The 12,135-nt window shown below is 68.4% G+C and carries 11 protein-coding genes; all 11 read right to left on the bottom strand.

Annotated features, from left to right (window positions below):
* On the bottom strand, positions 1-242 hold a 242-nt coding region (locus PCA_RS17345), incomplete at its 3' end, for a hypothetical protein (protein ID WP_219918493.1).
* Between the two features lie 447 nt (positions 243-689).
* On the bottom strand, positions 690-2,087 hold the full coding sequence (locus tag PCA_RS03805; protein ID WP_181301108.1) for an ATP-binding protein: 1,398 nt from the start codon (positions 2,085-2,087) through the stop codon (positions 690-692).
* Positions 2,088-2,097: 10 nt separating this feature from the next.
* On the bottom strand, positions 2,098-2,424 hold the full coding sequence (locus tag PCA_RS03800) for a hypothetical protein (RefSeq protein ID WP_181301106.1): 327 nt from the start codon (positions 2,422-2,424) through the stop codon (positions 2,098-2,100).
* Positions 2,425-2,498: 74 nt separating this feature from the next.
* A complete protein-coding gene (locus PCA_RS03795) occupies positions 2,499-2,807 on the bottom strand; it encodes a hypothetical protein (protein ID WP_181301104.1) in 309 nt (102 codons plus the stop codon).
* A 60-nt stretch (positions 2,808-2,867) separates the two neighbouring features.
* The gene (locus PCA_RS03790) at positions 2,868-4,202 is read right to left on the bottom strand and encodes a sigma-54 dependent transcriptional regulator (RefSeq protein ID WP_181301102.1); all 1,335 of its coding nucleotides are present in this window, start codon (positions 4,200-4,202) and stop codon (positions 2,868-2,870) included.
* An 88-nt stretch (positions 4,203-4,290) separates the two neighbouring features.
* Entirely contained in the window at positions 4,291-5,523 is a 1,233-nt protein-coding gene (locus tag PCA_RS03785) for an FtsX-like permease family protein (protein WP_181301100.1), read from the bottom strand.
* 62 nt (positions 5,524-5,585) lie between these two features.
* Positions 5,586-6,899, bottom strand: coding sequence for an ABC transporter permease (locus PCA_RS03780; RefSeq protein ID WP_181301098.1), 1,314 nt, complete (start codon positions 6,897-6,899; stop codon positions 5,586-5,588).
* A gap of 47 nt (positions 6,900-6,946) precedes the next feature.
* A complete protein-coding gene (locus PCA_RS03775; RefSeq protein WP_181301096.1) occupies positions 6,947-8,179 on the bottom strand; it encodes an FtsX-like permease family protein in 1,233 nt (410 codons plus the stop codon).
* Positions 8,180-8,193: 14 nt separating this feature from the next.
* Complete coding sequence (locus PCA_RS03770) at positions 8,194-9,501, bottom strand: ABC transporter permease (RefSeq protein ID WP_181301094.1); 1,308 nt, start codon at positions 9,499-9,501, stop codon at positions 8,194-8,196.
* Between the two features lie 64 nt (positions 9,502-9,565).
* Entirely contained in the window at positions 9,566-10,783 is a 1,218-nt protein-coding gene (locus PCA_RS03765; RefSeq protein WP_181301092.1) for an FtsX-like permease family protein, read from the bottom strand.
* On the bottom strand, positions 10,780-12,090 hold the full coding sequence (locus tag PCA_RS03760) for an ABC transporter permease (protein WP_181301157.1): 1,311 nt from the start codon (positions 12,088-12,090) through the stop codon (positions 10,780-10,782). Before PCA_RS03760 ends, PCA_RS03765 begins: the two co-directional genes overlap by 4 nt.
* Between the last annotated feature and the right edge of the window lie 45 nt (positions 12,091-12,135).

The following is a 12,135-nucleotide window of genomic DNA, read 5'->3' as shown; positions in this document are numbered from 1 at the left end:
GCGGCCGGGCTTTTCGAGCGGGCATCCTGCCCGCGCGAAAAGGCGAGGCCATCCATGGCCTCGCCCGCTGCGCGGCCTGATCGTCCACGACTCACCACCGCCGAGGGGCCCCCGAAGAGCAGGCGCGCATCGTGCGCGCCAGAAGCAACGGCTACATCAAAAGCAACGGCAAAAGCGAAGCTCCGCGAGTTCGCGGCGCATCGCTTTTGATTTTGCTCGTCATCACGGCGAAGGCTGGACAAGCGCAAAGCGCGCAGAACGCCTGCAGGGCGACCCCGAAAGGGCGAGTGCGGCGAGTCATCCAGTGCCTGTACGCCGCGGAACGCCAAGGCGCTGGATGACCAGCTTCGCTGTTGTGAAGCGCCTCCTGCTTGACCGGCCCTTCGGCCGTTGAAAGCCGCAGGAATGACGAGCAGGCAGTCGATTGATCAGGCCATCCTTGGCTTTGGCTTTGGCTTTGGCTTTGGCTTTGGCTTTGGCTTTGGCTTTGGCCCTGGCTCTGGCTGTGCCCTGCTGTTGCTTCTGCGCGCCGGGAGCGCGCTGCTCTATCGGGGCCCCTATGGCGCGGCGGGCGGGTGGAGGAAAGTCCGCAGGATGGCCGGCATGAATGCGGGCTACACGGCAAGCGCGACCCCTCACCCCAACCCTCTCCCCGAAGGGAAGAGGGAGCAAGGCGCACCTCGGGAGGATCAAAGAGGACGTCTGGCGTCCCCCACCTGCGGCAACCGCAAACTCACCCGCAAACCACCGCCCTCGCGATTGGCCAGCAGCACCCGCCCGCCATGCGCCTCCGCGATCTCGCGCGCGAGCGCGAGGCCGAGGCCGGTGCCGGAGCGCTTGGTGGAATAGAACGGCAGCAGCGCCTGCGCCAGCACGGTTTCGCTCATGCCGGGGCCGCGGTCGGCCACTTCGATGCGCAGTTCGTTGCCGACCTCCAGCAGGGCCAGGCTGACCTCGTCTTCCGGGCTGCCGGATTCGTGGGCGTTCTTGATCAGGTTGATCAGCACCTGCTCGATCTGCACCGGATCGAAGCGGGCGGGATGCGTGGGCGCCGGCGCGGCAAGCCGGTAATGGCAATGCAGCGCCAGCGAGGCGAGGAACGGCTCCCATTCCACCGTATGCGGCTGCGGCGCCGGCAGCTTGGCGAAGCTGGCGTAGCCGGCTATGAAACCATGCAGGTGCCTGGCGCGCTCGCTGATGGTGGCGAACACGCCGGGCAGCCGATCCAGGTTGCCGCGGCGCGCCAGCTCGGCGCCGGAATGCGCCAGCGAGGAAATCGGCGCCAGCGAGTTGTTGAGTTCGTGGCTGATCACGCGGATCACCCGCTTCCAGGTCGCCACTTCCTGCCGCGACAGCTCGCGCGTCATGCGCCGGAACAGGTGCAGGCGATGCGGGCGGCCCTGCAGGCGGAACGCGCGTTGCGACAGGTGGAAGGTTTCCTCGCTGCCGTCCATCTCCACGCTGAGCAAGGCATCCTCGCCGCTCTCCACCGCGCGGGACAGCGCCTCGGGCGCCGCGGCAAGCATTTTGGCGAAGTCCTGCCCGTTGAGGCTCCTGCCCTCGTTGAACAGGTGGCGCGAGGCGATGTTGGAATAGGCCACGCGGCCGCTGCCGTCGGTGAGCACCAGGGCCACCGGCGTGTTCTGCACCACGGTTTCCAGCAACAACTCGCGCTGCACCAGGTGCTGGCGCTGCTCGCGCAGGGTCTGGCCCAGCGCGTTGTGCATGCGGATCAGCTCACCCAGCTCGTCGCGCCGGTTGGCGGCGATGGAGAAGCTGAAATCGCCGTCGCGGTAGCTCGCCACCGCGCCTTCCAGCGCGCGCAGCAGGCGGCTCACCGGCGCCATCACCAGGTGCGCCAGCCACCATGCCAGCGGCAGCAGCACCAGCGCGCTCAGCGCGAGGGCGCCGTAGATGCCGAACTGCGCCGGCGCGCGGATCGGCATCGACAGATCCTTGTGCAACCACTCGATCAGCTGCGGCAGCGGCCACTGGGTCAGGCCCACGTAGACCAGCACGCCGGCCACCGCGGCCACCGCGAGCAGCAGCGTGAGCCGACCCTGCAGCGAATTCAGGCGGCGCCACATCGGCGGCGGCTCAGCGGCACGCGGGATCGTGCGGGGTCTGCGCGCAGCTCACCGGCGGCTGGCCGTTCTGCCACGGACGATCGGTACCCATCACCGCGCTCTTGTCGTTGGCCCGCGGCGGCGGCGGTTCGTCCCGCCAGGCCTTGCGCTCGCTCTTGAACTTGAACGGCGAGGGCTTCGCCGTCGCATCGTCGCTGCGCGGCACATGGTCCTTCGCGAAGGTGACGCTGCCGGCCGGTGCGGGGCGCGTCCACTGGTCGGACGCGGGCGGCGTCTGCGCCACGGCCGCGAAGGCCAGCAGGCAAAGCGGAAGGGAAACCAGGATTCGTGTTCGCATGTCGGTCCCAGGACGGCCCATCGGGCGTCGAAATGATTTCGGAACTTGCTGCCTGCAGCCTCGGCGCCCCGCGCCTATGGGCACTCGGGCTTCATGGCCGAGACCATGCACTCCACGCCGGGCCGCGCGTAACGCACCAGCGCATGGTTGGCCATCCGGTGCTCCTGCGCCAGCATGCGCACCGCGCCCTGCCCCATCTGCCGCGCCCAACGCGTGTCCGCCCGGTTCCCATCGCCGAACCGGAACTGCACCCTGGGCGGCGTCGCGTACGCCGTGTCTCCCGGCAGCCGCGGAGGCTGCCCGGCCGGCGCCACCGCGGACTGGGCGCAAACGCCCGCGCAAAACAGCGAGAGGAACCACGCCGGCAACATCCGATGATTCATGTCCGCTCCTCTGGCGGCCCGCGAAAATCCCGCCCACGACCGACCGCAGTTATACCGCAACTATGCAGTCAGTCCGTAGCGCTCCATCCGCCGGTACAACGCCTGGCGCGACAGCCCCAGGTACTGCGCCGCGCGGCTCACCACGCCCTCGGCCTGGTGCAGTGCGCCCTCCACCGCCTCGCGGCTGGGCTCGTCGAGATTGCGCGCGGCGGCCGGGGCCACCTGCGGCAGGTTCAGGAGTTCCGGCGTGATCGGCTTGCCGCCGGCCAGCAGCGCGGCGCGCTCGATCGCATTCTTCAGCTCGCGCACGTTGCCCGGCCACGGGTAGGCCAGCAGCGCCTCGCGCGCCACGTCGCCCAGCACGGCGCGGCCGGCGAGGAAGTGCTCGGCCAGCGGCAGCACGTCGTCCACACGTTCGGACAGCGGCGGCAGGTTCACCTCGATCACGTTGAGGCGGTAGTAGAGATCCTCGCGGAAGGTGCCCGCGCGTATCATCGCCTTCAGATCGGCGTTGGTGGCGGAAAGCACGCGCACCTTGGCCTGCCGCGTGCGCCCGGAGCCCAGCCGCTCGAACTGGCCGGTTTCCAGCACGCGCAGCAGCTTCATCTGGCCCGGCAGCGGCAGGTTGCCGATCTCGTCCAGGAACAGCGTGCCGCCGTCGGCCAGCTCGAAGCGCCCCTCGCGCGCCTTGTTCGCGCCGGTATAGGCGCCGGCGTCGGCGCCGAACAGCTCGGCCTCGATCAGCTCGCCCGGCAGCGCACCGCAGTTCACCGCGACGAACGGCCCCTTCTTCACCAGCGAGTTCGCGTGCACGATCGCCGCGATGCGTTCCTTGCCGGCGCCGTTCGGCCCGGTGATCAGGATGGGCACCTCGGCGCGCGCCACCTGGCAGGCCAGTTCCAGCGTACGCGCCATCGCCTCGGAGGCGAATACCAGGCCGTCCAGATCGTAGGTGTTCTGCAACACTTCGCGACGACGGCGGCGCTCGCGCCGTGCGCGGCTTACTTCGCGCGTGGATTCGGAGAGTTCGAGCAGGTTTTCCACGGTGGTCAGCAGCTTGTGGTCGTCCCAGGGCTTGGCGAGATAGTCGGCGGCGCCGGCCTTCACCAGTTCCACCGCGGTCTCGAGATGCGTCCACGCGGTAAGCAGGATCACCGGCAGGTCGGGATGCTGTTCGCGGATCGCGCGGAACAGCTCCACGCCTTCCTCGCCCGAGGTGGTGTCGGCGGTGAAGTTCATGTCCTGGATCACCGCGTCCACGCGCCCGCGCTCCAGCGCAGCCAGTCCCTCGGCCTGGTTCAGGGCCACCAGCGGCCGGATGTCGTGCAGCGAGAGCAGCAGCGACAGCGCCTCGCCCACGGCCGGGTTGTCGTCGATGATCAGTACGGTACGCATCGTTTTCCTGCACATGTCCGCATGGATGCGGCTCCGGTCGAAAAGGTTGCCATGACCACTGGCCTACGTACACGAAAATTTCTGCGCATCACACGCTGCGCGTCGCCACCACCGGCGGCACGGCCGCGGCGCGCAGCGCGGGCGACAGCACCGAAAGCTGGCCGAGCACCCACAGCACCAGCGCGCCGATCGGCAGGTACCACAGCGGCAGGCGCGGCAACTCGTAGCGCGTCATCAGCAGCAGGTTCAGGCCGATGGCCAGCAGCACGCCCGGCACCACGCCTGCCGTGACGATCAGGAAGTTCTCGTCCTGAAAGTAGCGCAGGATGTCGTGGTGCGTGGCGCCGATGGCTCGGCGGATGCCGATGCTGCGCGTACGCTGCTGCACCCAGAAGTTGGCCAGCCCGGCGATGCCAAGCGCGGTGACGAACAACAGGCCCAGCGCGGAGGCGATGAGCAGGCCGATCATGGTGGTGTCGCGCTGGAAGTAGGCGGCGCGGATCTGGCTGTAGGTTTGCACCCGCGCGGGGTTGATGATGCGGTTCGGGTTGACCTTCCACAGTGCGGCGGTCGCCGCCGCAAGCACGCGCTGGCGATCCTGCGGCGCGCTGCGCAACACATAGCGCGCGCTGGCGCCGTCCGGCGCCTGCGGCAGGATCATGCTGTCGTTGTCGACGCCAGGCGTGCGCAGCTCCGGGCGCAGCAGCGAATCGACGATGCCGACCACGCGAATGAACCGGTCGCCGTCGTACATGCTCTGCCCCAGCGCCGGCTTTCCGGGGTACAGGTGTTGCGCCAGCGCGCGGGTGACGATCGCCACGACCGGTTTGCCGTCGGCCACGTAGTCTCCCTGCTGGAAATCGCGGCCTTCGACCAGATGCAGGCCCAGGGTATCGACCAGGCCAAGGGTGCCGTCGTAGATGCTGGGTTCCATGCAGCCGCTGCCGTCGATCGAATTGCGCTGGATCGCGCGATCCAGCGCCTCCTTGCTTGGGCAGATGCCTTGGGTATCTTCGTTGCGGTTGAGCGGCAGCGAATAGCTGACCGCCGCCGCCGCACGCACGCCGGGGACGGCGCGCAACGTGGCGAGATCGGCGGCGAGCTGCGCGCGATGGTTTGCCGCCTTGTCGATGGCCGTGCTGGGAATCGTCGCAAGCTCGTTCTCGGCAATGCCGGTCGGCACGCCGATCCGCTCGATGCGACCGACGATCATGTGCATCACGTTGCACACGATGGCGAGGGTGAAGGCCACCTGCAGCATCAGCAGGCCGGCGGTCAGCTTGTGGTGGCGCAAAGTGGAAAGAATCGGTCTTGTTTGCATGATCGTGTCTTCTCCGTAACCGTAACCGGCGACGCGGGCTCCATCGCGTGCAGGCCGCGTTCCTACATGGTTTTCAACTGCAGCGCGGGCGCCACACGGCAGGCGCGCCACGCCGGCAGCAGGCCGGCAAGCACGCTGGCGGCGATGGCCAGCGCCAGCGTCCCGAACAACATCTGGACGTCCATTTGCGCGATCCTGGCGTAGTCGTCGGGGCGCTGGCGGATGCTCCACAGGCCGAGCTGGGCGATGGCCAGGCCCAGCGCGCCGCCGGCCACGCCGATCAGCGCGGACTCGATGCCCAGCTGCACGAAGATGTCGCGCCGCCTGGCGCCCAGCGCGCGGCGCACGCTGATCTCGCCGCTGCGACGCAAGAACTTCGCCAGCAGCAGGGCCACGATGTTCAGCATGCACACGAACAGGAAGCCCAGCGCCAGCCACAGTTGCAGGCGCACGTCGTTCGGCACCAGGTCCTCGTGCGCCAACCAGCCCATCAGCCCGTACAGCTTCGCGTTCGCTGGCGGGCGCTGGAAACGGCCCAGCGCCTTCTGCTGCGCGGAATAATCGACCAGGTACTGGCGATAGGCCGCCACCTGCGGCGGGGTGTCCAACTGCACCCAGAACTGCAGCCAGCTGGTGGTCGGGCTGACCATGCGCGAGTCGGCGTCATTCTTTTCCCAACTGCTGAAGTTGCCGTTGACGTCCAGCTTCTGGTCGACCGCGGTCGACAGCGGCAGGAAGAACCGGTCGCCATCGCTGTAGCGCTTGGCCGAGGCGTCGGCATAGAACAGCGGCGACGGCTGCCAGTCCCGCGTCACGCCGACCACGCGGTAGTCGTGCTCGCCAAGCCGCACCATGCGTCCCACCGCATCGTCCGCGCCGAACAGCTTGCGCGACAGGCTCTCGGCCAGCACCACCACCCGCGCGCCGACCGCATCGTCCGCCGCGCCCCAGGCACTGCCCCGCAGGAACGGCACGCCGAACATCGGGAAGAAATCCGCCGTGGTGTAGCGGCCATCCACGTCGAACGGTCGCACGTCGGCGCGCGCCGGGCGTACCAGCATGGAGCCGCCCGCCATCGCCGCCTGTCGCGTGGCGCGATGCGCCTTCAGCAAGGCCATGGCATCGGGCCAGGTGAGGTTGTCGCTGGCATCGGGCCCGTCGCCGCGACGCTTGTGATCCAGCGGCAACGGATCGAGATGCGGCGTGTACAACTGCGCGCTGCGCCCCGGCAGCGGATCGTCCGTCATCACGTGCAGCACCGTGAGCATGGTCATCGACGCGCCGATGCCAAGGCCGATCGCCAGCACCATCAGGCCGGTGAGGATCGGCGAGCGCTTCAGGCTGCGCCATGCCAGGTCGAGGTAGTAGCCGAACATCCCGTTTCTCCTTGAAGAATTCCGTCCCGCGGACAGCGGACCGAGCCTCACACGCTGCGCGTCGCCACCACCGGCGGCACCGCCGCGGCCCGCAGCGCGGGGCCCAGCACGGCGAGTTGGCCGATCGCCCACAGCACCAGCGCACCCACCGGCAGGTAGATGCCCGGCAACCGCGGCAATTCGTAATGCAGCATCAGGAACAGGTTGATGCCGTAGGCGAGCACCATGCCCAGCACGATGCCGAGCGTGGCGAGCAGGAAGTTCTCGGTCTGGAAGTAGCGCAGGATGTCGCCGCGCGTGGCGCCCAGCGCACGGCGCACGCCGATGCTGCGGCGGCGCTGGCCCACCCAGAAGCTGGCCAGGCCCACGATGCCCAGCGCGGTCACCGTGAGCAGCGCCACGATCACGCCGACCAGGATGCCGGCCATCGCGCGGTCGTTGGCGAAGAACTCGCGGCGCGCCTGGTCGTAGGTGCGCTTCACCAGCACCACCCGGTTGGGGTCGATCTGCTTCAGCTTCGCCACGGCGGCTTCCAGCACCGCTGCGCGGTCCTGCGGTGCCGTGCGCAGCACGTAGTCCGCGCCGTCGGCCGAAGTCATGTGGATCGGCCACACCACGGTGTATTGCGGCCCCTTGTTCAGCATGTTGGGCCGCGCCAGGGACTCCACCACGCCGATGACGCGCAGCGGTATGCCTTTCCCCACGTACGCCGTCTGGCCCAGCGGGGCCTTGCCCGGCCACAGCCGATCGGCCAGCGCCCGCGTCACGATCATGGATTGCGGCAGGCCTTTGGTGTCGCCGGTTTTCAGGGCCGCGAGGGCGATGTCCAGGTCGACGTATTCACCCGGCTGGAAGTCCCGCCCGGCCACCAGCCGCAACCCGAGCGTGGGCAGGATGTTCTGCCCCATGTACTGCGACACGGTGACGGTGGGCTGCTGCTGTCGCGGTTCCAGCATCAGGCCGCTGTTCGACGAACCGCCGAAGCTGAACGGGAGCTCCTCCGTCAGCCCCGCCTGTTTCACGCCGGCGATCTGCCGCAGCGCGGCCAGGTCCGTTTCGGTCTGCGCCTTCGCATCGGGGTTCTTGCCGATGTGGCCCAGCTGGATCTGCACCAGTTCGCGCTCGGCGATGCCGCTGGGCAGGTCCATGCGGTGAAGCCGCTGGCTGATCAGGAACACGGCATTGCACACGATGGCGCAGGTGAGCGCGATCTCCAGCACCAGCAGCCACGCGGTGAACTTGTGCCGGCGCAGCGTGGAAAGAATCGGTCGCAGTTCCATGATGGCGCCCTCCTTCAATTGCTCTTGAGCTGGAGCGCCGGCGCGATCTGGCACGCGCGCCAGGCCGGCAGCAGGCCGGCCAGCAGGCTCGCGCCCAGCGCCAGCAGGAACGTGGCCAGCAGCATCGTGGGGTCGAGATGCGCCAATGCGGCATAGCTGGCCGGCTGCCGCCGCACCAGCCACAAGCCGACCAGCGCCAGCAGCAGGCCACCGATGCCGCCGACCAGGCCCACCACGCCGGCCTCGATGAGCAATTGCGCGAACAACGAGCGCTTCGATGCGCCAAGCGCACGGCGCACGCCCAGCTCACCGGAACGGCGCAGGAACTTCGCCAGCATCAGGCCCACCGTGTTGACCAGGCACACCAGCAGGAAGCCGAAGGCAAGGCCGTTCTGCAGGCGTACGTCGTCCGGCACGACCTGGTTGTAATCCAGCCATTGCATGACGTCGCGCAGCTTGATGTTCGGCGGCCGACCGAAGCGCCCCAGCTCCTTCTGCTGCCTGGAGTAGCCGACGAGGAAAGCCTCGTACGCCGCGACCTTGGCCGGACTGTCCAACTGCACCCAGAACTGCAGCCACACGCACGGCGAGTTGTGGTCGGGCGTATTTCCGCCGCCGCCATTGCCCCAGCAATCGACGCCGCCGTCGTGGGTCATGCCAAGATCCTGCGACGTGGACAGCGGCAGGTAAACGCCTTCATTCTCGTTGTAGCTCTTGCGATTCAAGTCGTAGAAGTGCGGATTCGGGTTCCAGTCGCCGATCACTCCGACGACGCGAAACATCGCACCGGACAGCCGCAGCGGCTTGCCCGTGCTGTCCCCGCCTCCGAACAGCTTGTCGTTGAGCTGGCTGCTGATCACCGCCACGCGCGCATGCGCCGCGTCGTCCGCCTCGCCCCATGCATGCCCGTACTTGAACGGCACGCCGAACATGGCGAAGAAATCGACCGTGGTGTAGCGCGCACTCTCGTAGAACGGGTCGAGCGTGCTGTGGTCCGGCTGGATAGCCACGTTGCCGCCGGTCATCAGCGCCTGGCGGTCCGCCCGCCTCGCCTGCAGCAGGTTCATGCCGTCGATCCAGCTCAGCTGGTCCAGCGGCTCCGTCTTGCCCGGCACGTAACCCAGGCTGTCGCGCGGGTCGATCTGCGGGTAGTAGAGCGATCCGCTGCGCCCCGGCAACGGATCGCCCGCCAGCACGTGCAACACGGTGAGCGTGGTCATGGACGCGCCGATGCCCAGCGCAATCGCCAGCACCATCAGTGCGGTGAGCGCCCGGTTGCGCTTCAGGCCGTGCAGCGCCAGATCGAGGTAGTAGCCGAACATGCGATCGTCCTCATTGCGAAACCCGCCCCGCACCCGCACTCCCGCCGTTCCGGCGGAAGGAAACTCACACGCTGCGCGTCGCCACCACCGGCGGCACCGCCGCCGCCCGCAGCGCGGGGCCCAGCACGGCGAGCTGGCCAAGCACCCACAGCGCCAGTGCGCCGACCAGCAGGTAATGCGCCGGCAGGTGGGCCAGCTCGAAGCGATGCATCAGGAACAGGTTCAGCGCATACGCGAACAGCGCGCCCAGCAGCACGCCGGCACTGACGATGAGGAAATTCTCGACCTGGAAGTAATGCAGGATGTCGCCGCGTGTGGCGCCCAGCGCGCGGCGCATGCCGATCTGGCGACGCCGCTGCTGCACCCAGAAGCTGGCCAGCCCGCTCACGCCCAGCGCGGTGACCACCAGCAGGATCAGCATGATCGCCACCAGCATGCGGCCGGCGGCGAGGTCGCTGCGGAAATAGTTCTCGCGCAGCTCGGCCATGGTGTACAGCTTGCTCTGCACGTGGCCGGGGTTGGCCTTCTGCAGGGCGGCGGCAGCGGCGGCCAGCACCTCGGGCAGGTGCGCGGGATCGCCGGCGCGTATCATGAAACCGCCGCCGACATTCTGGTTCCCGAGAAGGAATTCGGCGACCAGCGCGTAGTCGTCGTCGGCGCGTCCGGTGATGCCGCCGCGCAGGTGGTCCACGATGCCGACGATGCGCATCGGATTGGAACCGCCGTCGTAGATCACCTTGCCCAGCGCGTGGCCGTCGGCGAACAAACGGGATGCCAGCGCCTGGGTCGCCAGTACCGGAACCTCGGTGTCCTTGGTGGCGTTTTCCGCCACCGGCAACTCGTCGCGCGCGGGCGCCCTCCCCTGGATGACGCGCAGGCCCAAGGTACTCACCAACCCCTGGCTGCCCTGGAATTCGTACACCTTCGCCAGTGCCTGCTTGCGCGAAGGATCGACAAAGACCGGATTGCTCTGCACGAACCAGAGCGGCGGACCGCCGTAAGCCGCATCCGCCACGCCGGGAACGGCGCGCAGTACGGCGATGTTTCCGGCCGCCGTCCCGGGATTGTCCTGCCCGATCACGCCTATGCTCTGGATCAGCCCGATCCCGCTTTCCGCCACGCCGGTAGGCACGTGCGCGCGCTGGATGTTGCCGTAGACGATGAACACCAGGTTGCCGAGCACCGCCATGGTCAGCGCGATCTCCAGCACCAGCAGGACCACGGCGGCCTTGTGGCTGTGCAGCGCGGCGAGGATGGGCCGTACTTGCAGATGGATTCTCATAGCGACTTCACCTGCAGGGCGGGCGCCACGCGCGATGCGCGCCAGGCCGGCCACACGCCCGCGAGCAGGGACGACAGCACCGCCAGCAGCAGCGCCACGCCCAGCATGGACGGATCGAAATGCGCGGAAGCGGCGAAGCTCACCGGCTGCTGCCGCACCATCCACAGGCCCAGCCACGCCAGCGGCAGGCCGAGCAGGCCGCCGGCCAGGCCGACCACGCCGGCCTCGATCAGGCATTGCGCGAACACGTCGCGGCGCGAGGCGCCCAGCGCGCGGCGCACGCCGATCTCGCCGGACTTGCGCAGGAACTTCGCCACCATCAGGCCGACCGTGTTGACCAGGCAGATCAGCAGCACGCCGAACGCGATCCAGGTCTGCATGCGCACCGTCACCGGGATCACGCGCTTGTAGTCCAGCCAGTCGAGCAGGCCGCGCAGGCGCACGTCCGGATCGCGCTGGAAGCGGCCAAGCTGGTGCTGCTGCGCGCTGTACTGCACGAGCGCGGCGCGGTAGTCCGCCGCCTGCGCGGGCGTGTCCAGCTGCACCCAGAACTGCGCCCAGGTGCACTGCTGCACCCTGGGATCATGCGTGCCGGCGTTCGGATCGTTGCCCCAGCAGTTCATCGGGCCGTAGCCGTAGTCCTGCGGCAGGTCCAGCCAGGCGAAGAACGGCAGGTACATCTGCTCGGGCTTGCCGAACGCGCCGCCGTTGACGTCGTAGAAGCGCGGTTGCGGGTTCCAGTCGTCGATCACGCCCGCCACGCGGAAGGTCTTGGTGGCGATCACCAGGGTCCTGCCCACGCTGTTCCCGCCGCCGAACAGTTTCTGGTTCATCGCCCGCGACAGCACCACCACCTGCGCATGGCTGGCATCGTCCTGCGCGGACCACGCGGCGCCGTACAGGAAGGGCACGCCGAACATCGCGAAGAAGTCGGCGGTGGTGGCGCGGTCGGTGTACATCGCCAGCGGGCTGTCCGGCGCATCGGCCCGCACGGGCAGCCAGTTGGAGCTCATCACAGCGCGGCGCGGCGCAATGCCCAACTGGTACAGGTTCACCGCGTCGATGTAGGTGAGGTCGTCCGGCGGCTCCACGTCGGCGCCGGACAACTTCGCCGGACGCGGGTCCACCTGCGGATGGAACAGCACGCCGCTGCGCCCCGGCAGCGGATTGCCCGAGAGGTTGTGCAGCACCGCCAGCATGGTCACTGAGGCGCCGATGCCCAGCGCGATCGCCAGCACCATCAGCGCCGCAAGCACCTGGTGGTGCCTGAGGCTGCGCCATGCGAGATCCAGGTAATAACCGAACATGTCCACCCTTGTGTTGATGAAATCCGTACCCGTACCCATGCCCGG

The organism is Rhodanobacter sp. PCA2 (assembly GCF_013620825.1).
In the GTDB taxonomy this organism is placed as follows: Bacteria; Pseudomonadota; Gammaproteobacteria; order Xanthomonadales; family Rhodanobacteraceae; genus Rhodanobacter_A.
The sequence above is the reverse complement of the archived record's forward strand: the minus strand, read 5'-3'. Positions and strand labels throughout refer to the sequence as shown.

Excerpts from the sequence above, each read along its gene's own strand:
- PCA_RS03805 (WP_181301108.1), bottom strand. The coding sequence starts at position 2,087 with ATGTGGCGCCGCCTGAATTCGCTGCAGGGTCGGCTCACGCTGCTGCTC.
- PCA_RS03765 (WP_181301092.1), bottom strand. The coding sequence starts at position 10,783 with ATGAGAATCCATCTGCAAGTACGGCCCATCCTCGCCGCGCTGCACAGC.
- PCA_RS03795 (WP_181301104.1), bottom strand. The coding sequence starts at position 2,807 with ATGAATCATCGGATGTTGCCGGCGTGGTTCCTCTCGCTGTTTTGCGCG.
- PCA_RS03800 (WP_181301106.1), bottom strand. The coding sequence starts at position 2,424 with ATGCGAACACGAATCCTGGTTTCCCTTCCGCTTTGCCTGCTGGCCTTC.
- PCA_RS03780 (WP_181301098.1), bottom strand. The coding sequence starts at position 6,899 with ATGTTCGGCTACTACCTCGACCTGGCATGGCGCAGCCTGAAGCGCTCG.
- PCA_RS03785 (WP_181301100.1), bottom strand. The coding sequence starts at position 5,523 with ATGCAAACAAGACCGATTCTTTCCACTTTGCGCCACCACAAGCTGACC.
- PCA_RS03760 (WP_181301157.1), bottom strand. The coding sequence starts at position 12,090 with ATGTTCGGTTATTACCTGGATCTCGCATGGCGCAGCCTCAGGCACCAC.
- PCA_RS03790 (WP_181301102.1), bottom strand. The coding sequence starts at position 4,202 with ATGCGTACCGTACTGATCATCGACGACAACCCGGCCGTGGGCGAGGCG.
- PCA_RS03775 (WP_181301096.1), bottom strand. The coding sequence starts at position 8,179 with ATGGAACTGCGACCGATTCTTTCCACGCTGCGCCGGCACAAGTTCACC.
- PCA_RS03770 (WP_181301094.1), bottom strand. The coding sequence starts at position 9,501 with ATGTTCGGCTACTACCTCGATCTGGCGCTGCACGGCCTGAAGCGCAAC.